Origin of the sequence: Mesorhizobium erdmanii USDA 3471, from assembly GCF_000472705.1 — a bacterium.
GTDB classification, from domain to species: Bacteria; Pseudomonadota; Alphaproteobacteria; order Rhizobiales; family Rhizobiaceae; genus Mesorhizobium; species Mesorhizobium erdmanii.
The window spans coordinates 1-19,893 of the sequence record NZ_KI421455.1 but is presented as its reverse complement, the minus strand read 5'-3'; the positions used below and the strand labels follow the sequence as shown (position 1 = coordinate 19,893).

The 19,893-nt window shown below is 63.8% G+C and carries 19 protein-coding genes; 5 read left to right on the top strand and 14 right to left on the bottom strand.

Annotation, left to right across the window (positions count from 1 at the left end; translation table 11 throughout):
• Positions 1-38 precede the first annotated feature (38 nt).
• Genes A3AU_RS0132755 through cysG form a run of 4 tightly spaced genes read right to left on the bottom strand, consistent with a single transcriptional unit; the run spans position 39 to position 4,232 of the window.
• Positions 39-803, bottom strand: coding sequence for a phosphoadenylyl-sulfate reductase (locus A3AU_RS0132755; RefSeq protein ID WP_027056605.1), 765 nt, complete (start codon positions 801-803; stop codon positions 39-41).
• The gene (locus A3AU_RS0132750; protein WP_027056604.1) at positions 778-2,448 is read right to left on the bottom strand and encodes a nitrite/sulfite reductase; all 1,671 of its coding nucleotides are present in this window, start codon (positions 2,446-2,448) and stop codon (positions 778-780) included. The genes A3AU_RS0132755 and A3AU_RS0132750 overlap by 26 nt, the downstream gene beginning before the upstream one ends.
• 45 nt (positions 2,449-2,493) lie before the next feature.
• Positions 2,494-2,787, bottom strand: a complete 294-nt coding sequence (locus A3AU_RS0132745; RefSeq protein ID WP_027056603.1) for a DUF2849 domain-containing protein — start codon at positions 2,785-2,787, stop codon at positions 2,494-2,496.
• Positions 2,784-4,232 carry a siroheme synthase CysG gene (cysG, locus tag A3AU_RS0132740; RefSeq protein ID WP_027056602.1) on the bottom strand — a complete coding sequence of 483 codons (1,449 nt, stop codon included), beginning with the start codon at positions 4,230-4,232 and terminating at the stop codon, positions 2,784-2,786. Before cysG ends, A3AU_RS0132745 begins: the two co-directional genes overlap by 4 nt.
• A 427-nt stretch (positions 4,233-4,659) precedes the next feature.
• On the opposite strand from cysG, the gene A3AU_RS0132735 reads away from it, so the two are divergent.
• The gene (locus tag A3AU_RS0132735) at positions 4,660-5,106 is read left to right on the top strand and encodes a baeRF12 domain-containing protein (protein WP_418001092.1); all 447 of its coding nucleotides are present in this window, start codon (positions 4,660-4,662) and stop codon (positions 5,104-5,106) included.
• A 215-nt stretch (positions 5,107-5,321) separates the two neighbouring features.
• Positions 5,322-7,103, top strand: a complete 1,782-nt coding sequence (locus tag A3AU_RS0132730) for a cation:proton antiporter domain-containing protein (RefSeq protein ID WP_027056600.1) — start codon at positions 5,322-5,324, stop codon at positions 7,101-7,103.
• Here the strand turns inward: A3AU_RS0132730 and A3AU_RS0132725 are convergent, their stop codons facing one another.
• Positions 7,104-7,910 (bottom strand): AraC family transcriptional regulator, encoded by an 807-nt coding sequence (locus tag A3AU_RS0132725; protein WP_027056599.1) that lies wholly within the window; start codon positions 7,908-7,910, stop codon positions 7,104-7,106.
• A 103-nt stretch (positions 7,911-8,013) separates the two neighbouring features.
• Between A3AU_RS0132725 and A3AU_RS0132720 the strand changes: the two genes are divergently transcribed.
• The gene (locus A3AU_RS0132720) at positions 8,014-8,934 is read left to right on the top strand and encodes a zinc-binding dehydrogenase (protein WP_027056598.1); all 921 of its coding nucleotides are present in this window, start codon (positions 8,014-8,016) and stop codon (positions 8,932-8,934) included.
• Between the two features lie 21 nt (positions 8,935-8,955).
• Here A3AU_RS0132720 and A3AU_RS0132715 read toward each other — a convergent pair whose 3' ends face one another.
• From A3AU_RS0132715 to A3AU_RS0132695, 4 genes are all read right to left on the bottom strand, one after another.
• Complete coding sequence (locus A3AU_RS0132715; RefSeq protein ID WP_027056597.1) at positions 8,956-9,708, bottom strand: SDR family NAD(P)-dependent oxidoreductase; 753 nt, start codon at positions 9,706-9,708, stop codon at positions 8,956-8,958.
• Between the two features lie 90 nt (positions 9,709-9,798).
• Entirely contained in the window at positions 9,799-12,081 is a 2,283-nt protein-coding gene (locus tag A3AU_RS0132705) for a transglycosylase domain-containing protein (protein ID WP_027056596.1), read from the bottom strand.
• A gap of 450 nt (positions 12,082-12,531) precedes the next feature.
• Positions 12,532-12,678, bottom strand: a complete 147-nt coding sequence (locus tag A3AU_RS1000000140055) for a hypothetical protein (protein ID WP_027056595.1) — start codon at positions 12,676-12,678, stop codon at positions 12,532-12,534.
• Positions 12,679-12,758: 80 nt separating this feature from the next.
• Complete coding sequence (locus A3AU_RS0132695) at positions 12,759-13,013, bottom strand: GlsB/YeaQ/YmgE family stress response membrane protein (RefSeq protein WP_027056594.1); 255 nt, start codon at positions 13,011-13,013, stop codon at positions 12,759-12,761.
• Between A3AU_RS0132695 and A3AU_RS1000000139420 the strand changes: the two genes are divergently transcribed.
• Positions 13,012-13,236 carry a hypothetical protein gene (locus A3AU_RS1000000139420; protein ID WP_154674718.1) on the top strand — a complete coding sequence of 75 codons (225 nt, stop codon included), beginning with the start codon at positions 13,012-13,014 and terminating at the stop codon, positions 13,234-13,236. The genes A3AU_RS0132695 and A3AU_RS1000000139420 overlap by 2 nt on opposite strands.
• A gap of 14 nt (positions 13,237-13,250) precedes the next feature.
• On the opposite strand, the gene A3AU_RS0132690 is transcribed toward A3AU_RS1000000139420, so the two are convergent.
• The 4 genes from A3AU_RS0132690 to A3AU_RS0132675 form a co-directional block, all read right to left on the bottom strand.
• Positions 13,251-13,451, bottom strand: coding sequence for a hypothetical protein (locus tag A3AU_RS0132690; RefSeq protein ID WP_027056593.1), 201 nt, complete (start codon positions 13,449-13,451; stop codon positions 13,251-13,253).
• Positions 13,452-13,533: 82 nt separating this feature from the next.
• Positions 13,534-14,154, bottom strand: coding sequence for a ribonuclease D (locus tag A3AU_RS0132685; RefSeq protein ID WP_027056592.1), 621 nt, complete (start codon positions 14,152-14,154; stop codon positions 13,534-13,536).
• A gap of 78 nt (positions 14,155-14,232) precedes the next feature.
• Positions 14,233-15,618, bottom strand: a complete 1,386-nt coding sequence (locus A3AU_RS0132680; RefSeq protein WP_027056591.1) for a M20/M25/M40 family metallo-hydrolase — start codon at positions 15,616-15,618, stop codon at positions 14,233-14,235.
• A 330-nt stretch (positions 15,619-15,948) separates the two neighbouring features.
• Positions 15,949-16,413 carry a DUF2231 domain-containing protein gene (locus A3AU_RS0132675; protein ID WP_027056590.1) on the bottom strand — a complete coding sequence of 155 codons (465 nt, stop codon included), beginning with the start codon at positions 16,411-16,413 and terminating at the stop codon, positions 15,949-15,951.
• A 181-nt stretch (positions 16,414-16,594) separates the two neighbouring features.
• On the opposite strand from A3AU_RS0132675, the gene polA reads away from it, so the two are divergent.
• Positions 16,595-19,546, top strand: a complete 2,952-nt coding sequence (gene polA / locus A3AU_RS0132670; RefSeq protein ID WP_027056589.1) for a DNA polymerase I — start codon at positions 16,595-16,597, stop codon at positions 19,544-19,546.
• A 59-nt stretch (positions 19,547-19,605) separates the two neighbouring features.
• Here the strand turns inward: polA and A3AU_RS0132665 are convergent.
• Positions 19,606-19,893 (bottom strand): IS5/IS1182 family transposase (locus A3AU_RS0132665; RefSeq protein ID WP_027055325.1); only part of this gene is annotated, 288 nt, incomplete at its 5' end.

The following is a 19,893-nucleotide window of genomic DNA, read 5'->3' as shown; positions in this document are numbered from 1 at the left end:
CCGTTTGCAGGCCAGCCTCACCTGAATATCAGCACATCCTAGAGGGATGCGTCGGTCAGCGATACTTCCAGTCCCGACAGGTGAATGCCGCACTCGGTCTTGGCATGACCGGCCCAGCGGCCGCTGCGCGCGTCCTCACCCGGCTGCACCGGTTGCGTGCACGGGAAGCAGCCGATCGACAGATAGCCATAGGCGACCAGCGGATTTTCGCGCAGCGCATGCGCGCGCATGTAGTCCGCCTGGTCCGATGTCGTCCAATGCGCCAGCGGATTGATGCGGATACGCGCGCCGACCGCCTCGAACACCGGCAGTGCCGCCCGCGTCGAGGCCTGGAAGCGCTTGCGGCCGGTGAACCAGGCCCGGAACGGCGCCACGCCCCTAGCCAACGGCTCGACCTTGCGCACGTCGCAGCAGGCGTCGGTGTTGCTCTGATGCAGATTGCCCGCCGGGTCGATCCGCGCGAGCGCCGCTTCCTCGGGTTTGATGACCTGGATGTTGGTCAGCCCGAAATCCGCGACGAGCGCGTCGCGATAGCCGAGCGTCTCCTCGAAATGCTTGCCGGTGTCGAGGAAGATGACCGGTAGCGTGCGGTCGATCTCCGCGATCATGTGCAGCAGTACCGCCGAGTCCGCCCCAAAGGACGACACGGCGGCGATTTCGTCGTGAAACAGTTCGCGCGCCGAACGTTCGATGATCTCGAGCGGCTTCAGATGGCCATAGAGCGCATCGAGCCCCGCCGCCTTGGCGGCGACGCCGTCATCGACGTCGGCTATATGGTCAAGCGGCCTTGGCTTCGCCAGCATAGAGCGCCTCCTTGAACGGCGCGGGACCGACACGGCGGTAAGCGTCGATGAATTTTTCTTGGGCATTGAGCCGAAGGCCGAGATAGGTCTCGACGATCTGCTCGATGGCGTCGGTGATCTCTTCCGAAGAAAAGCCGCGGCCGATTATCTCGCCGACCGACGTATTCTCGTCGGCCGAACCGCCCAGCGTCACCTGATAGAGCTCGGAGCCCTTCTTCTCGACCCCAAGGATGCCGATATGGCCGACATGGTGATGGCCGCAGGCATTGATGCAGCCGGAGATCTTCAGCTTCAACTCGCCGATCTCGCGCTGCCGCTCCATCGAAGCGAAGCGCTGCGATATCTCCTGTGCGATCGGGATCGAGCGGGCCGTCGCCAGCGCGCAATAGTCGAGGCCTGGGCACGAGATTATATCAGATATCAAATTGGAATTAGCCGTCGCCAACCCGATGTCGACCAGCGCGTCATAAACCGCCTTGAGGTCGGCGCGCGCCACGTGCGGCAGGATCAGGTTCTGCTCATGGCTGACGCGCAGCTCGTCGAAAGCGTACTTTTCGGCGATGTCGGCGACCGCTTCCATCTGGCTGTCGGACGCGTCGCCAGGCACCTCGCCGATGCCCTTGAGCGAGATCGTCACCGCCGCGTAGTCGGGATGGCGATGCGTCACCACATTCTGGTCGAGCCAGTCGGAAAAGCCCTTGGAATCGAGGCGCGCCAGCTTGACCGCCTGGTCGCCTTCCGGTCGGTCGGTCAGCGCCGGCGGGGCGAAATAGGCTTCGATGGCACGGATGTCGGCATCCGGCAGCTTCAGCTCGGCGTCCTTCAATTCCTGCCATTCGGCCTCGACCTGGCGGGTGATCTCCTCGACGCCGGTCTCGTGCACGAGGATCTTGATGCGCGCCTTGTACTTGTTGTCGCGGCGGCCATAGAGGTTGTACACGCGCAGGATCGCCGTGCAGTAGGACAGAAGATCGGCTTCCGGCAGGAAGTCTCGGACCTTCTTCGCCACCATGGGCGTGCGGCCCTGGCCGCCACCGATATACACAGCAAAGCCGAGTTCGCCGGCGGCGTTCTTCTTCAGATGCAGGCCGATATCGTGCGTCTGGATGGCGGCGCGATCGCGCTCTGCGCCCGTCACCGCGATCTTGAACTTTCTCGGCAGGAAGGAGAATTCCGGATGCACCGATGACCATTGCCGCAGGATTTCCGCATAGGGGCGCGGATCGGCGACTTCATCCGCGGCAGCACCGGCAAAGTGGTCGGCGGTGACGTTGCGGATGCAGTTTCCGCTGGTCTGGATGGCGTGCATCTCGACGCTGGCCAGATCGGCGAGGATCGCTGGAATATCCGACAGCGCCGGCCAGTTGAACTGGATGTTCTGGCGCGTGGTGAAATGGCCGTAGCCCTTGTCGTATTTGCGGGCGATGTGGCCCAGCATGCGCAGTTGCTTGCCGTTGAGCGTGCCATAAGGCACCGCGATCCGCAGCATGTAAGCGTGCAGCTGCAGGTAGACGCCGTTCATCAGCCTGAGCGGCCGGAACTGCTCCTCAGTGATCTCGCCGGACAGCCGGCGCTGGACCTGGTCGCTAAACTCGGCGACGCGGGCCTGGACAAAATCGTGGTCGAACTCATCGTAACGGTACATGCTTCGTCTTTCAGGGCGCGTCCGCCCGTTTCACTCAAATCCTGGCTATGCCGCCCGCTCGGCCTGCTTGCCGAGATCGCCGCGGATGGTCGGGCCTGCTGCGCGGATCTTTTCACGCAACCGCACCGGCTCGACGACGCCGTCGACGACGTCCGCGTCGATCAGATTGACATCGACCACTTCATTGTCGGCATAGGCCTTGGCGCCGATTGCCTCCAGGCGGTCCTCGGCAGCCTTGTCATGGGCAAGGTCGGCCTGGCCCACCGTCTCGGCCCAACCGCCATCGGCGTACCAGACGGCTATGCCATCTGTCAGGCGGTTGGCGGTCAGTATCTTCATGGCTGAACTCCTTCGGCGGCGACGGACGCACTTGCAGTCCTGTATGCCGCAAGCGGCTCGGACCGCTCGAAATTGGCGCCGGCGACGGCATCGCCGATAATGGTCATGACCGGGCCGGAAAGATCGCCACGCGCTTCCAGCGACGGCAGGTCGGCAAGCGTGCCGTGGAACCGGCGCCGGTTGGCAAGGCTGGCATTCTCGACCACGGCGACAGCCGTGTCCGGCGACAGGCCGGCTTCGATCAACCGACCGGCAACTTCGGCCGCCACCGAGCGGCCCATGTAGACGGCGACGGTGGCGCCGGAAATGGCGAGCTTGGCCCAGTCCGGCAATGAATTGCCCTTGAGGTCGTGGCCGGTGGTGAAGACCATCGACGACGACACACCGCGCAAGGTCAGCGGCAGTTCGAAATCGGCGGCGGCGGCAAAGGCCGCGGTGACGCCTGGAACCACCTCATAGGCTATGCCGGCATCACGCAGCGCCGCCATCTCCTCACCGGCGCGGCCGAACACCAGCGGATCGCCCGACTTCAGCCGCACCACGCGCTTGCCCTGGCGGCCGAGTTCGACCAGCAGCGCATTGATCTCGGCCTGGCTCTTGGTGTGGCAGCCCTTGCGTTTGCCGACCGGCAGGCGCTCGGCGTCGCGGCGGCCCATGGCAACGATCGCCTCCGGCACCAGCGCGTCATGGACGATGACATCGGCTTCCATCAGCAAGCGATGCGCACGCAGCGTCAAAAGATCCTCGGCGCCGGGACCGGCGCCGACCAGGGCGACGTGGCCGCAAGCCGGTGCGTTCGACAGCAGAAGATCCACCGCGGCGTCATGCGCCCGCGACAGCTGGCCGGCTTCCACGGCATGGGCTGGCGCACCCTGGAAGAAACTGTTCCAGAAGCGGCGGCGGGCATTGCCCTTTGGAAGCAATTTCTCGGCCGCGCCTCGCAGCGAAGCGGCAAGCGTCGCCAGCGACCCGAGCGACGGCGGCAGCATCTGGTCAATGCGGCCGCGCAGCATCTGGGCCAGCACCGGGCCCGCGCCCTCTGTGCCGATGGCGATGGCGACCGGCGCGCGGTTGACCAGCGCCGGGGTGAAGAAATCGCAGAGCTCCGGACGGTCGACTGCATTGACGGGAATGCCTGAGCGACGCGCGTCCACGGCAACCTGACGGTCGAGCGTCTCGTCGCCGCTGGCGGCAAACACCATCACCGCGCCGTCGAGCTGCGAGGCATCGTAAGGCGCCGCGACATGGCTGGCTCCGAACTGAGCGATGAAGGCAAGCAGTTCCGGCTCGGCATTTTCGGCGATGATGCGCAGCACCGCACTCGACTGTCCGATCAGCCGCGCCTTGGCCAGCGCTTCCTCGCCGCCGCCGACAATGGCCACGGTTTCGCCTTCGACCCGCACGAAGACGGGGAAGGCATTGAGCTTGGCATTGGCTTGCGGCATGAGAAGTGCAATCCGGGAACAGTTTCGCAGTTTTACGCCCGGGCGCGAAAAACCAGAAGCAAAGCACTCGCGCATCCTGCGATGGCAGGCAATCGCTTTTTCGCAACTGCGAAAGGCAGGAGAAAAATATTCCACATTTGGAGAATGAATGAATTCAAGCCGCTGAAACGGGCCTTGATTTCAGGCCTTTTTAGCCGCCGACCCCTGGTTTCGCAAAACAGATTTTTCTAATTTCTACTAATTCAGTAGATTAAAGCGACCGCCAATGGGGAGTGCCGTTTCGCATGGAATGGCGAGCCGCCCGGCGCGATCCTTCGGTTGGAACATTACCGCTTCAGGGCGCGTTCCCCATCCGTCTATCGCCTGAAGAGCAACCATCGGGCGAAGCATTCACAAACGCCACCCTGTTGAGAAGGAACCCGTCATTATGAGCATCAATCTGAGACACGGCATATGGGTCATGGTGGCCGATGGTGAGAAGGCGCTTTTCCTGAAAAATGCGGGCGACAATCTCTATCCCAACCTGGAAGTCGTGCACCAGATGGAGCAGGAAAATCCGCCGACCCGCGAACAAGGCACCGACAGCCCGGGCCGGTACAATGATGGCCCGTCAGTGCACCGCAGCGCGGTCGAGGACACCGATTGGCACCGGATCGGCAAGGAGCGTTTCGCTGACGAAATCGCCGCCTGGCTATACAAGCTGGCCCATCGCGGCGAGTTCGACGAGATCGTGCTCGTCGCACCGCCATTGGTGCTTGGGACGATGCGCAAGAAGCTGCACAAGGAGGTCGGGGACAAGGTCACCGCCGAGATCCCAAAGACACTGACCAATCACGCTGTATTCGAAATAGAGGCATTGCTGAAGGCGGCCTGATCATCAGGCCGATCGGCGCCGATCAAGACGCCGCGCCTTGGTGAAAGACTTTACCGCCGGCCTCGCCGCCGCCGGTAAAGTATTGAGGCCTGACTGTCGATTTTCGCATCCGTGCGGGTTGCATCACCGTCACCCCTTCCACCATATTGCAAACAGGCGGCGGCTTCGGGCGGCGCACATCCGACATCGCAAACTTGAAAGGCGCTCCATAGACAATGCCGCATGACACGCCCCTTATCGCCACCATCGTCGCCGGTCTGGGGCTGGCTTTCGTCTTCGGCGCTCTCGCCAATCGTTTCCGCATCCCGCCGCTGGTCGGCTATCTCGTTGCCGGCGTGCTGGTCGGGCCGAACACGCCTGGTTTCGTGGCCGATGCCGGCCTTGCCAATGAACTGGCCGAGATCGGCGTCATCCTGCTGATGTTCGGCGTCGGCCTGCATTTCTCGCTCAAGGACCTACTATCGGTCCGCGCCATCGCCGTGCCTGGCGCCATCGTCCAGATCGGCTTTGCCACTCTGCTCGGTGTCGGGCTTGCCTGGATGCTCGGCTGGTCCATGGGCGCTGGTGTGGTATTCGGCCTGGCGCTGTCGGTCGCTTCGACCGTGGTGCTGCTGCGCGCGCTTCAGGAACGCCGGTTGATCGAGACCGAACGCGGTCGCATCGCCGTCGGCTGGCTGATCGTCGAGGATCTCGCCATGGTGCTGGCGCTGGTGCTTTTGCCGGCTCTTGCCGGCGTGCTCGGCGGCCAGGAACAGGCGGATGTGCACGCAAACGGCCTGCTGTCGCTGCCGGCTAGCTACGGCATCTGGGGCGTCGTCGGCATTACCCTCGCCAAGGTCGCCGCCTTCGTCGTCATCATGCTGGTGGTCGGCCGCCGGGTCATTCCCTGGATCCTGCACTACGTCGCCCATACCGGGTCGCGCGAACTGTTCCGCCTTTCCGTGCTCGCCATTGCGCTCGGCGTCGCCTTCGGCGCGGCGAAACTGTTTGGCGTCTCGCTGGCGCTGGGCGCCTTCTTCGCCGGCATGATCATGAGCGAATCCGAGCTCAGCCACCGCGCGGCGGAAGAATCGCTGCCGCTGCGCGATGCCTTCTCGGTGCTGTTCTTCGTCTCGGTCGGCATGCTGTTCGACCCGTTCAGCCTGTTCAGCAACGGCCTGCCGATCCTGGCGACGCTGGCAATTATCGTCATCGGCAAGTCGCTGGCGGCCTTCGTTATCGTCGTCGCCTTCGGCTATCCCGTGGCAACGGCCTTGATGATTTCGGCAAGCCTTGCCCAGATCGGCGAATTCTCCTTCATCCTGGCCGAACTCGGCGTTGGGCTGAAACTTCTGCCCGAGCAGGGCCGCGACCTGATCCTGGCCGGCGCCATTCTGTCGATCGTGCTCAACCCGCTGATGTTCCTGGTCATTGATTGGATGAAGCCGTGGCTTGAGGCCCGTGCCGCCAGGACAGCCCCGCCGGCGGACGCCAAGCCGGTCGGCCCGGCGACGGAACCCGGTCAGGTCGCCTCGGTGGCTTCGGCGTCCAAAGAAGATGGCCCACCGCCGAAGACGGCCCTTGCCGGCCATGCCATCCTGATTGGCTATGGCCGTGTCGGCAGCCTCGTCGGCGCGGCGCTTAAGGAAGCGGCGCAGCCCTTCCTCGTCATCGAGGATGCCGACAAGACACTGGCCAGGTTGAAAGCCGACGGTATCGAGACCGTCGCCGGGAACGCGGCCAACGCCGAGGTATTCGCCGCCGCCAATCCCGAAGGCGCCAGGCGGCTGATCCTCGCCATCCCCAATGCGTTCGAGGCCGGCCAGATTGTGTTGCGCGCCCGTGCGGCCAACCCCAGCATCAACGTCGTCGCCCGCGCCCATTCCGATGCCGAGGTCGAGCATCTCAAGGGGCTCGGGGCCGACACCGTGATCATGGGCGAGCGTGAGATCGCACGCGGGATCGTGGAAGAGGTGCTCGGTCACAAGCCTTCCGCGACTGAGCCGTCCGCCGCCTGATCACGCCACGAACGCAGAACCGCCATTACGGGCGATGCTGCCGAGATATTGTGCGGGAGGCTTGCCGAGCGCCTTTTTGAACATGGTGATGAAGGCTGTGACGGACCCATAGCCAAGATCGCCGGAAACCCGCTGAACACTTGCGCCCGAAGCCAGCTCCCTGATCGCAACGATCAAGTGCAATTGCTGGCGCCAGCGGCCGAAGCTCAAGCCGGTCTCCTTGACGACGAGACGGGCGAGACTGCTCTCGCTGAGCGCAAGGCGATTGGCCCACTGCGCCAGCGTGCTGCGGTCCGCGGGGTCTTGCGCCAACGCTTCGGCGATCCGCCGCAGGCGCGGCTCGGAAGAGATCGGCAGATGCAATTGCTGGACAGGCATATCAGGCAGTTCGGCGAGCAGAACGCTTCCCAGGAAAGCGCACCGTACGTCATCAGGAGCACACTCCGACAGCTCGATGATGAGTTCGCGCAGCAGCGGCGAGATCGAAAGCGTGCAGCACCGATCCGGCAGTTCGGCCGCCCCAGGCTCGATGTAGACGAAGAATAGCCGGGCATTGGCGGTCGCGATGTTGCTGTGTTCCATGGTGCTCGGCACCCACACGCCGCAATGCGGCGGCACCATCCAGAGGCCACTGGGAACACGGCAGGTGACGCCGCCGCCAAGCGCGAAGATGAGCTGCCCTTTGCGATGCCAGTGCTGCGACACCTCGGCCTTGGTCTCGGTGACGTCGACGCGCACGGCGATCGCCGGAGCAAGAACGTCATCGACGTCGAAATTGAGCCATGGGTAGCGAAGAGGCTGTCTCATCATTGCCGATTTTTAGCGATCGATTGCTTCTATATCTAAATTATTCGTTCACACAAATCGATAGGCTTGGGTCGTTCTCGCCGCAATTGGCAAAGGTGCACCCATGCTCGCCCTCACCATCTCTTCCGAAGATGCAGCCCGATTGAAACGCACCGAGGTCGATGAGCCACGACCTCGCGCGAACGAAGCGCTGATCGCCGTCCACGCGACCTCTTTGAACCGCGGCGAGCTGCGCCTGCTCGCCATACGCCCGGACGGCTGGATACCCGGCCAGGATGTCGTCGGGTTCGTCGAGCGGGCGGCGGCCGACGGCTCCGGACCGGCCGTGGGCACCCGGGTGGCGGCTTTGGTCGACGAGGGTGGCTGGGCCGAACGCGTCGCCATTCCGACCGATCGCCTCGCCATCATGCCGGATGAGGTCGGCTTCGCGTCCGCGGCCACGCTTCCGGTCGCGGGCACGACGGCGCTGAGGACCTTGCGCCACGGTGGTGACCTCGCCGGCCAAAAGGTCCTGATTACCGGCGCAAGCGGTGCGGTCGGCCGTTTCCAGATCCAGATCGCTCGCGAGCAAGGTGCCTCGGTGACCGCGATCGCCGCCGCCCGGCATGAAGAGGATCTCCACGGACTCGGGGCCGGGCAAGTTGTCGGGGCGATCGATCAGGCCGAGGGGCCGTTTTCGCTGATCACCGAGTCGGTCGGCGGCGAAAGCCTCGCCCGCGCGATCGACCGCATCGCCCCTGGCGGGACGATCGTCATGTTCGGTTCGAGCAGCGGCGAACTGACGCCGGTCGGATTCCGCCAGTTCGTTCCCGACCACGAGGGGGCGAGGCTTCAGACTTTCGCCTACTACACGTCTGGTGCGGGCATCGGCGCGGATATCGCCTCCCTGCTTGCCCTGGTTGCAGCTGGCCGGCTGGAAACCCGTGTCGCCTTGACCGTACCTTGGACGGACATCGCCCAGGCTCTCGGCGCCCTGCGCCAGCGCAGCTTCAGCGGCAAGGCCGTCCTCACTATGACCGGATGAGCAAGCTTTGGCCCGAACGGCTCAAACGTGCTGGCCGCCATTGATGTGAATTTCCGAGCCGGTCACGTAGGAGGCCTGCTGCGAGCACAGGAAGAAGATGATGTCGGCGACCTCCGCCGTGGTGCCGAGGCGCCTGAGCGGGATCGTCTCGACGATCTTTTCCGTGCCTGGCGACAGGATTGCCGTGTCGATCTCGCCTGGCGCGATGGCGTTGACGCGGATGCCGTGCGGGCCGAAATCATGCGCCATCTCGCGCGTCAGCGAGCCCAGCGCCGCCTTCGAGGTCGCATAGGCGGTGCCGGCGAAGGGATGCACGCGGGTGCCGGCGATCGAGGTGACGTTGACGATCGAGCCCTTGGCCGCGGCTAACTCTTTAAACAAACCCCGCGCCAGCATGATCGGCGCGAAGAAATTGACCTGGAACACGTCGCGCCAGACATGCATCGGCGTGTCGATCGAATTCATGCGGCCGTTGCCGTCCTTGAGCTTGGGCGAAATGCCGGCATTGTTGACCAGTGCGTTGAGCTGGCCGCCATGTGCTTCCAGCCGATGGCGGATTTCCGAGACGGCGATGCCGACATCTTCCTGGTCGGCGAGGTCGACCTTGATGTGGTCTTCCGGACCGGCCGGCCACGGGCAGTCCTCGGCAAAGGCCTGCCGCGAGCAGGTGATGACGCGCCAGCCCTCGCGCGAAAAACGCTTGACCGTGGCATGGCCGATGCCCCGGCTGGCGCCGGTCAGCACGATGGTTTTTCTGGTGTCGAGTTCAGCCATGTCACGGTCTCCGGCCGGAGATGTAGCCGAACACCGTGGCGCTGGCGAGAGGCGGATTGACGCCGCTGCCGACCGCCGGGGCGACCGCCATCAGCCGCCGCCCAGAATATCCAGGATCGAGGTCTGCTTCTTCTTCAGCGGACCGCCGACACTGCCCGGAGGCACCGGATGCCCGACCGAGGCGGTCGTGCCACTGTCAGCCGGCATATCGAAACCATCGGCATCGACCGTCTGGGCGGGTCGCACCGGGCGGACCGGCGTTGGCGCTTGAGCAACGGGAGCGGCTCGCGGCGCCGCCGGAGCCTGCTGGCCAACCGACGCGGACGGAACCGGCGCCGGCTGGTTGTTGTCGGCCGAGGGTATGTCGTCGGGCACGATCGTGTCGGCCGGCGTCGATTTCCAGGTGCCTGGCAGCGGCCGCACGGGTACGCCCTCATGTGCCGCGACCATGAATTCGTGCCAGGCCTGCGCCGGCAGCGCGCCGCCGGTGACCTTCTTCATCGCCGTGCCATCATCATTGCCGAACCACACGCCGGTGGTGAGATTGGCTGTGTAGCCGACGAACCAGGCATCGCGCGAATTCTGGCTCGTGCCGGTCTTGCCGGCCGACGGCCAGGCAAAAGCCGCCTTCTTGGCCGAGCCGAACTCGACCGTGCCCATCATCATCGAGTTCATCATGCCGACGATCTCGGTTTTGACGACGCGCGGCGCGCTGCCGCTGCCACCGCTGTCATAGAGCACCTTGCCGTCGGCCGAGGTGATGCGGCGGATGAAATGGATGTCGGGCTTGTAGCCGCCATTGGCGAACGGCACATAGGCCGAGGTCAGTTCCAGCGGCGTCACTTCCGAGGTGCCGAGCGCGATCGAGGTGTTGGCCTGCAATTCGGACTGGATGCCCATGCGGTGCGCCGCCTCGACCACGGCGTTCGGCCCGACTTCCATCGCCAGTTGCGCCGCCACCGAATTCAGCGACTTTGCCAGCGCCGTCGCTAGCGTCACCTTGCCGAAATACTTGCCGCCGTAATTGTCCGGCGTCCAGTTGCCGATCTTGATCGGCGCGTCGTTGCGGATGCTGTCGGGCGTGCGGCCGGCTTCGAGCGCCGCCATATAGACGAACGGCTTGAACGCCGAGCCGGGCTGGCGGCGCGCCTCGGAGGCGCGGTCGAACTGGCTGGTCGAATAGTCGTAGCCGCCGACCATGGCGCGCACCGCGCCGGAATCGTCGATCGACACCAGCGCGCCCTGGGTGACGTTGAGCTTCTTGCCGCTCTCGTCGATCAGCCGGCGGATCGACTGCTCGGCGAGCTTCTGCAGATTCAGGTCGACGGTCGAGTCGATGACGATGTCGCCGCGCACGTCGCCGATCAGGTCGGGCAGTTCTTCCATGATGGTGTCGGCGACGTAGTTTTCCGAGCCGGTCCAGTAGGACGGCGCGCGCGTCGCCGGCGCGCTGAGCGCCGTCTTCAGCTCCTTGTCGCTGATCTTGCCCTCCTCGCGCATGGCGGCGAGCACGAGTTGCGAGCGCTCTTCGGCGGCTTTCGGATCACGGGCCGGCGACAATTTCGATGGCGCCTTCAACAGGCCGGCAAGCAGGGCGGCCTCCGACAGCGTGACATCGCGCGCGCTCTTGCCGAAATAGCGCCGCGAAGCCGCCTCGACGCCGTAGGCGCCGGAGCCGAAATAGACCCGGTTGAGGTACATTTCGAGGATCTGGTCCTTGGTGTGCTTGTGCTCCAGCCACAGCGCCAGAAGCACCTCCTGCACCTTGCGCTCCAGCGTGCGGTCGGGCTTCAGGAACAGGTTCTTGGCCAATTGCTGCGTCAGCGTCGAACCGCCTTGCGAGAAATGCCCGCCGAGCAGGTTGGTCACCATGGCGCGCGACAGGCCGATCGGATCGACACCGAAATGCGAATAGAACCGGCGGTCCTCGATGGCGATGACGGCTTCCGGAATATAGGGCGACATTTCGTGCAGGCCGACGGCCTCGCCGCCGCTCGTGCCCCTGTTGGCGAGCAACTGGCCATCGACCGAAACGATCTTTATGTTGGGGGCGCGGTCGGGGATCGACCAGGTGGTGGCCGCCGGCATCTTGGCGCCGTAATAGACGACGACGCCAGCCACGGCGATGCCGCCCCAGATGGCGAGCACGAAGCACCAGTAGAACAGCCGGCCGAGCAGGCCGAACAGGCCGCGCCGGCTTCTGCCGCGTCCGCCGCGCGACGATTTCGCCTTCGACGATTTGCGTTTGGCGGAGACTTTGCGGTTGCTCGGCACGACGCGGTCCTCCTCGCTCACCGAAAGACCCGCCTCGGATCGCGCCTGTGGCGGTCCCTCGAAACTGGGCTCGATGCGACTGTCTCTGCGGTTCGCCATGCGCTGCGCTTGATGTCCCCGGGGTGCCTATGGCGCTCCGGTTGCAGAGTAGATGCGGCGATTTAAGGGCGGGTTAAAGCAAGGTTTATGCAGCCTTTTGAAAAACCTTACGATTTTCTAAATTCGTCACCGCCATTGGCGCTGGGTTTTGGCCGGGCGCCTCAAACGGAAGCGGTACCGCCGTCCGTGAACCGGTCATCGACGCCCGCGAGCAAAACGCCAGCGTCTGGTCCTCACAGGGATCGCGAACTGTCCAACTGCTCCCTGTCATCGACAGCTGCCTGCCCCGCTTCGATGTCGCCGACTAAGCCTGATCACGGCCCCCGACGGTCAAGCGCAATGCAGGAGTTTGGGCCATAACGGTGAGAGACCCGCCGCCTTTGCCAGATCGGGCACCAGCGCGTAGGTCACCGTCATACGGTTGATGTCGCCGCCCAATCGGCGCCGGGCTCAGTTCTGCTGGATCGAAATGCCCTTGTCGTCGATCTTCAGTTCAACGCCTTTCGGCTTGGTCTGCTCGCGGTAGACATAGACGCCAAGCGCGATGACCACGACGATGAGCGCGCCAATGATGAGATAGAGCGTATTCTGCTTCATGGCGCGCTCCTTTGAAGCAATTCCAGGACGGTGTGAAGCGGTTTTCCCACAGGAATTGCGTTGGTTGAAAAGCTCGAGCCTCAGGCTCGTTTCAAGACCTTGACCAGCACCAGCAGGATGATGGCGCCGATCGTGGCATGGATAATGGAGGCGATGATGCCGCCGCCGATGGAGAAGCCGATCCGCGGGAACAGCCAGCCGGCGATGAACGCGCCGACGATACCGACGATGATGTTGCCGATCAGGCCGAAGCCGAAACCGGAAACGATGAGACCGGCGAGCCAGCCGGCGATGGCACCGATGATGATGAAGACGAGCAGGCTTTCGACACCCATGACGATTTCCTCCGAGGAAGAGCACGATCGCGCAGCGGAAGGCTCCGAATCGGCTCCGATATCAACGGCTTCAGGCTATTCGAAAGCAGCCGGCCTCGCCAGTTTGGCGCTCACTAACCAATTCCAGGAAAAGTGTGAAGCGGTTTTCCCGGAAAAAGCGCACAGCGCTTTTCCTTGGGATTGCATCAAAACAACGAGTTACGGCAGCTCGCCGTTTCTGTGAAACGGTGAGCCGCGCTAATCGTCGTCGTCGCTGGAAGCGGGCCGCCAACTGGTCGGTTCGACCTTTTTCTGGGTGTCGCTGTCGGTGTAGACCCACCATCCGCCGTCGCGATATTGCGCGATGGATTCGCTGACGACGCCGTCGCTGTTCTTCCACATGACGGAAACCTTGGAGCCATCGGTCGGCGCGGTCGATATCGGCTTTCGATCGGTCATCTCATCCCCTCTTCGAGCCCAACAGAACGCGTCCGTATGCGTCTGGTTCCCTGGCAGCGGACACGGCAGCGGCCGCGAGCCGTCAGCTGTGGGCGAAGATATCCTCTTCGGCCCAGCCCATCAAATCGAGTTTCGCGCGCGTCGGCAGGAAGCGGAAGCAGGCATCGGCCTCCTTTGTCCGCCCTTCGCGGGCCAGCCGCCCGGCCAGCACATCGCGCAACCGGTGCAGGTAGAGCACGTCGGAAGCGGCATATTCGAGCTGTTCGGGCGACAGCGTCTCGGCCGCCCAGTCCGACGATTGCTGCGCCTTGGAAAGGCCGACGCCGAGCAACTCGAAGCAGATATCCTTCAACCCGTGACGGTCGGTGTAGGTGCGGGTCAGCCGTGACGCGATCTTGGTGCAGAACACCGGCTCGGGCATCACACCGAACGCGTTGTAGAGCACGGCAAGGTCGAAGCGGCCGTAGTGGAACAGCTTCGTCACGCTGCGGTTCCTGAGCAGGCTGACGAGGTTCGGCGCCTTCTTCTGGCCGGGGGCGATCTGGATGACGTCGGCGCTGCCGTCGCCCGGCGAAATCTGCACCACGCAGAGCCGGTCGCGATGCGGGTTCAGCCCCAGCGTCTCGGTATCGATGGCCACCGCCCCGACATTGTAATGGGTGAGGTCGGGCAGATCATGCTTGTGGAAACGGATGTCGGCCATTGTCTTCTCCGGTCGCGGCGTTCCCCGTCCTCGCCGCGATCCGGTGAAAAATCAACAGGAAAACATCTTTGGCTCCGCTCAGCGCGTCAGTGCGTCGAGAATGCGCGCCCAGGAGCGCTGGCCCTTGTGGAAGGAGGAGAGCTCATACTTCTCGTTGGGCGAGTGGATGCGGTCGTCATCGAGGCCGAAGCCGACCAGCAGCGATTCCATACCGAGATAGGTCTGGAAGTCGCCGACCACGGGAATGGAACCGCCGCTGCCGGTCGTCACCGCCGGCTTCGGCCATTCATCGGAAAGTGCATCCTTGGCTTTGGCGAGGAACGACGAGTCATAGGAAAGCTGGATTGCCGGCGAGCCGCCATGCGGATGGAACTCGACCGAACAGTCGGCGGGAATGCGTTCCTCGACGAATTTCTGGAACGCGTCGCGGATCTTGGCCGGGTCCTGCTTGTGGACGAGACGGAACGAAACCTTTGCCGAGGCTTCCGCCGCGATCACCGTCTTGAAGCCCTTGCCGGTATAACCGCCGATGATGCCGTTGAACTCGGCTGTCGGGCGTGCCCAGGTCAATTCCAGCACCGAGCGGCCCTTTTCACCCGACGGGATCGACAGGCCGACAGGCCCGAGGAACGTCTCGGCGGTTTCGCCCAGCGTCTCCCAGGATTTCAGCACCTGCGAGGGCGTCTCCTCGACGCCGTCATAGAAGCTTGGGATGGTGATGTGGCCATCCTTGTCGTGGATGTCGGCCAGGATCTTGGACAGGATGCGGATCGGGTTGGCGGCCGCGCCGCCGTAGAGGCCCGAATGCAAATCGCGGTCGGCGGCCTTGACCGTTATCTCTTCGCCGACCAGCCCGCGCAGCGCCACGCAGATCGACGGCGTGTCGCGGTCCCACATGCCGGTATCGCAGACCAGCGCGAAATCGGCCTTGAGCTCCTCGGCATTGGCCTCGAGGAACGGCTTCAGCGACGGCGAGCCGGACTCCTCCTCGCCCTCGAACAGGATGGTGACGCGGCACGGCAGACTGCCGTGCACCTGTTTCCAGGCGCGGCAAGCCTCGACGAAGGTCATCAGCTGGCCCTTGTCGTCGGCCGAGCCGCGCCCTGATATCACCTTGTGATCGGGTCCGACCTCCTTGATCGCAGGCGCGAACGGGTCGTTTTCCCACAACTCGATGGGATCGACCGGCTGCACGTCGTAATGGCCGTAGAACAACACATGCGGCGCACCGGCCGGTCCTTGATGATGCGCGACCACCATCGGGTGGCCTGGCGTGTCGCGCACGCTGGCGTCGAAGCCGATCAGCTTGAGTTCCGCCACCAGCCACTCCGCCGCCTTGCGGCAGTCGGCGGCATAGGCCGGATCGGTGGAGATCGACTTGATCCTGAGCAGGCCGAACAGGCGTTCCAGGCTCTGGTCGAGATTCTGGTCGAGGCGGTCGAGGACGGGGGAAACTGCGGACATTTGGCAAGCCTTTCGATTCAGTGCCGGAACCGTAAAGGGAGCGGGCCAAAACGAAAAGCCCGCGATCGTTGGACCACGGGCTGCAAATGCTGCCGCAAGGCAAAAAAAGACCGCCGTGGTGGAGGGGGAACCACGGCGGCCTCATACTCGAAACGATGCGGCAGCCCGGAGAGGGGGGATAGGCTGCCGCAGGTGTCCGGGATAGGCGGGGGACGGGCCTTGCTCCGGACTTCGGCGAAAACTGCCGATGACGTGTATTTGGGTCCGCGAACGTGGCGATTCAAGGGCGTCAACGTTACACTTTTGTAACGTGGGCGTGATCGCTGCCGGTTAGCCAGCGGCGTGTGCGACATTGACCCCAAGTTCATAAACCAGTTGGCCGCCATAGTAGGCGGTGGTCATGACCAGTGCCGCGCCGAGGAATTCCATGGCGGGTACTGCCGCGCCAAGCCGGCCGCTCAAGCGAATGTCGCGCCACCATAGAAAGGCACGCACAGCGGCCCAGATGACAAAGGCAGTCGCGGTGGCCATGCCGAGACTTTCATGAATCTCGGCAATGTCACTTGAGAACCCTCCATTCTCGGCAATTGTGAGTGCCAGATCGCCGAAGAAGTACGCGACGATAGCGGAAAGCCCGGCCAGGAGGGCCAACCCGGTCGAGGCATTTGCCGCGGAAGAACGTCCGGTCACCGCTTTGCCGCGAAATGCTGCGACCATGTCGAACGCTGCGAGCGTGAGAAAGAAAACGATGGGAAAGTGGACGAGAACAGGATGAACATGCTGTAGTGAAATCATATTGTAACCTCGGTTTCCGGTTGTCCGCCGGTTCCGTCCGCGGGACCGGTTACCGGCCCGACTAGCAACGCGGACCTGTCAACTCGCTGTCAGTCGCGACTGCCATGCGCGAAGCTGGATGGCAGCAAAAAACCAGCCTTGTCAGTGGACGCGATGCCGGCCCCGCGCTATCCCTGCCGACATGAAAAAAGGCGATCATCTCTTCCTTGTCGACGGCTCCGGCTACATCTTCCGTGCCTATCATGCGCTGCCGCCGCTGACCCGCAAATCCGATGGTTTGCCGGTCGGCGCCGTTTCCGGCTTCTGCAACATGCTGTGGAAGCTGATGCTCGATGCCCGCAACACCGATGTAGGCATCGTGCCGACGCATTTCGCGGTCATCTTCGACTATTCCTCCAAAACCTTCCGCAATGACCTCTACCCCGAATACAAGGCCAACCGTTCTGCGCCGCCGGAAGACCTGATCCCGCAATTCGGCCTGATCCGCCAGGCCACCAGGGCGTTCAACCTGCCCTGCATCGAGATGGAGGGCTTCGAGGCCGACGATCTCATCGCCACCTACTGTCGGCTTGCCTGCGAAGCGGGCGGCGATACCACCATCATCTCCTCCGACAAGGACCTGATGCAACTGGTCGGCGACACCGTCGGCATGTACGACCCGATGAAGGACCGTCAGATCGGCATTCCCGAAGTCATCGAGAAATGGGGCGTGCCGCCGGAAAAGATGGTCGACCTGCAGGCGCTGACCGGCGATTCCGTCGACAATGTCCCCGGCGTGCCCGGCATCGGGCCAAAGACTGCGGCGCAGTTGCTCGAGCAGTTCGGCGACCTCGACACGCTGCTGGCCCGCGCCGGCGAGATCAAGCAGGACAAGCGACGCGAATCGATCATCGCCAATACCGACAAGGCGCGCATTTCGCGCCAATTGGTGACGCTGAAGAACGACGTGCCGGTGGCCGAGGGGTTGGACGATTTCGTCCTGCATGCCCCGGACGGGCCGAAGCTGATCGGCTTCCTGAAAACCATGGAATTCACCTCGCTGACCCGCCGCGTCGCGGAAGCGACCAGCACCGAGGCCGGCGACGTCCAGGCCGTGGCGGTGACCGTCGAACGCGCCGACAATGCGCATGGCCCTGACGTCGGTGCCGGAGCGCCGGCCCGCGGCGCTGTCGAGCCCGGTCAGGCCAACGGAGCGGCGCCATCCGCGACGGACGCCGCCAAGCAAGGCGATACCCCTTCCCTGCTCTCAGCCTTGCGGCTGGAGCGCGCGACCACCGGCAAGATCGACACGGCGGCCTATCACTGCATCCGCGATATCGAGACGCTGAAGGCCTGGGTCGCCGAGGCGCGCGAGGCCGGCATCGCCGCCTTCGACGTCAGGGCGACGTCGAGCGATCCGATGCAGGCCGAACTGATCGGCATGGCCATCGCCACTGCACCAGGCCGCGCCGGCTACATTCCCTTCGCCCACAAGAGCGGCAATGGTGATCTGCTCGGCGGTGGCACGCTCGAAAACCAGATCCCGCTGCGCGAAGCGCTGGCGGTGCTGAAACCGCTGCTCGAGGACAAATCGGTCCTCAAGATCGCGCAGAACCTGAAATACGATCTGGTCATCATGAGCCGCTACGGCATCGATGTCGCGCCGTTCGACGATACCATGCTGATCTCCTACGTGCTCGACGCCGGCACGCCTCACGGTCACGGCATGGACGCGCTGGCCGAGAAATGGCTCGGCCACACCCCCCTCCAGCTCAAGGACGTGACCGGGTCCGGCAAGAGCTCGGTCGGTTTCGACCAGGTCGACATCGACAGGGCGACCGCGCACGCCGCCGAAGACGCTGATGTGACGCTGCGGCTCTGGCTGGTGCTGAAGCCCAGGCTTGCCGCCAAAGGACTGGTCTCGGTCTATGAGCGGCTGGAGCGGCCCCTGGTGCCGGTGCTGGCCCGCATGGAACAGCGCGGGATCTCCGTCGACCGGCAGATTCTGTCCAGGCTATCGGGCGAACTGGCGCAAGGTGCTGCCCGGCTCGAAGAGGAAATCTACCAGCTCATCGGCGAGCGCATCAACATCGGCTCGCCCAAGCAACTCGGCGACATCCTGTTCGGCCGCATGGGCCTGCCCGGCGGCTCGAAGACCAAGACAGGCCAGTGGTCGACCTCGGCGCAGCTGCTGGAAGACCTCGCCGCCGAGGGTCACGAACTGCCGCGCAAGGTCGTCGACTGGCGCCAGCTGACCAAGCTGAAATCGACCTATACCGACGCGCTGCCCGGCTTCGTCAACCCGGACAGCAAACGCGTCCACACCTCCTACGCGCTGGCCGCGACGACGACCGGCCGACTGTCATCCTCCGACCCGAACCTGCAGAACATTCCGGTGCGCACCGCCGAAGGCCGCAAGATCAGGACAGCCTTCATCGCCGACAAGGGCAACAAGCTGGTTTCGGCCGACTACAGCCAGATCGAACTGCGCGTGCTTGCCCATGTCGCCGAAATCCCGCAACTGCGGCAGGCTTTCGCCGACGGCGCCGACATTCATGCCATCACCGCCTCGGAAATGTTCAACGTGCCGGTGGAGGGCATGCCATCGGAAATTCGTCGCCGTGCCAAGGCGATCAATTTCGGCATCATCTACGGCATCTCGGCCTTCGGCCTCGCCAACCAGCTGTCGATCCCGCGCGAGGAAGCGAGCAACTACATCAAGAAGTATTTCGAGCGTTTCCCCGGCATCCGCGACTATATCGAGGAGACCAAGGCCTATGCGCGCGAGCACGGTTTCGTTGAAACGATCTTCGGCCGCCGCATTCATTATCCGGATATAAGGTCCTCGAACCCGTCGCTGCGCGCATTCAACGAGCGCGCCTCGATCAACGCCCGCCTGCAAGGCACGGCCGCCGACATCATCCGCCGCGCCATGGTGCGCATGGAGGAAGCGCTGGACGAGGCAAAATTATCGGCCCGCATGCTGCTGCAGGTGCATGACGAACTGATTTTCGAAACGGTGGAAGGGGAAGTCGAGGCGACAATCCCGGTCGTGCGCCACGTCATGGAAAACGCCGCGATGCCGGCGGTATCGATGTCGGTGCCGCTGCACGTCGACGCCCGCGCGGCGAACAACTGGGACGAGGCGCATTAGCACTCGGCCGCCTCGTCATCCACGGGCGAAGCAAGGAGCTAAGCGACGCAGCGCAGACCCTAGGGCGTGGACTCAACATGCCGTAGCCATATTCGGAGCGAGGCAAGGTTGAGGGTGGCCATGTAATTTCGCGCGAGTTTGTCGAAGCGGGTTGCGGCGCGGCGGAATTGCTTGAGCCTGCAGAAGAAGCGTTCGATGCGATTGCGCTCCCGATAGAGTTCTGGCGGGACCACGCGTTTATTCTTAACGTGCCGGCGGGTTGGAATGTTGGCGCAGCCCCCGGTTCTGGCGATGAGATCAACCAACCGCCAGCTGTCGTAGCCTTTGTCGGCGACAAGCGCTTTTGC

Bases quoted from the DNA above. Each gene is read 5' to 3' on its own strand.
- A3AU_RS0132675 (WP_027056590.1), bottom strand. From the start codon at position 16,413: ATGATTTCACTACAGCATGTTCATCCTGTTCTCGTCCACTTTCCCATC.
- A3AU_RS0132690 (WP_027056593.1), bottom strand. From the start codon at position 13,451: ATGACCGATCGAAAGCCGATATCGACCGCGCCGACCGATGGCTCCAAG.
- A3AU_RS0132750 (WP_027056604.1), bottom strand. From the start codon at position 2,448: ATGTACCGTTACGATGAGTTCGACCACGATTTTGTCCAGGCCCGCGTC.
- A3AU_RS0132745 (WP_027056603.1), bottom strand. From the start codon at position 2,787: ATGAAGATACTGACCGCCAACCGCCTGACAGATGGCATAGCCGTCTGG.
- polA (WP_027056589.1), top strand. From the start codon at position 16,595: ATGAAAAAAGGCGATCATCTCTTCCTTGTCGACGGCTCCGGCTACATC.
- A3AU_RS0132705 (WP_027056596.1), bottom strand. From the start codon at position 12,081: ATGGCGAACCGCAGAGACAGTCGCATCGAGCCCAGTTTCGAGGGACCG.
- A3AU_RS0132715 (WP_027056597.1), bottom strand. From the start codon at position 9,708: ATGGCTGAACTCGACACCAGAAAAACCATCGTGCTGACCGGCGCCAGC.
- A3AU_RS0132680 (WP_027056591.1), bottom strand. From the start codon at position 15,618: ATGTCCGCAGTTTCCCCCGTCCTCGACCGCCTCGACCAGAATCTCGAC.
- A3AU_RS0132685 (WP_027056592.1), bottom strand. From the start codon at position 14,154: ATGGCCGACATCCGTTTCCACAAGCATGATCTGCCCGACCTCACCCAT.
- A3AU_RS0132720 (WP_027056598.1), top strand. From the start codon at position 8,014: ATGCTCGCCCTCACCATCTCTTCCGAAGATGCAGCCCGATTGAAACGC.
- A3AU_RS1000000140055 (WP_027056595.1), bottom strand. From the start codon at position 12,678: ATGAAGCAGAATACGCTCTATCTCATCATTGGCGCGCTCATCGTCGTG.
- cysG (WP_027056602.1), bottom strand. From the start codon at position 4,232: ATGCCGCAAGCCAATGCCAAGCTCAATGCCTTCCCCGTCTTCGTGCGG.
- A3AU_RS0132695 (WP_027056594.1), bottom strand. From the start codon at position 13,013: ATGGGTGTCGAAAGCCTGCTCGTCTTCATCATCATCGGTGCCATCGCC.
- A3AU_RS0132735 (WP_418001092.1), top strand. From the start codon at position 4,660: ATGAGCATCAATCTGAGACACGGCATATGGGTCATGGTGGCCGATGGT.
- A3AU_RS0132730 (WP_027056600.1), top strand. From the start codon at position 5,322: ATGCCGCATGACACGCCCCTTATCGCCACCATCGTCGCCGGTCTGGGG.
- A3AU_RS0132725 (WP_027056599.1), bottom strand. From the start codon at position 7,910: ATGAGACAGCCTCTTCGCTACCCATGGCTCAATTTCGACGTCGATGAC.
- A3AU_RS1000000139420 (WP_154674718.1), top strand. From the start codon at position 13,012: ATGACGATTTCCTCCGAGGAAGAGCACGATCGCGCAGCGGAAGGCTCC.
- A3AU_RS0132755 (WP_027056605.1), bottom strand. From the start codon at position 803: ATGCTGGCGAAGCCAAGGCCGCTTGACCATATAGCCGACGTCGATGAC.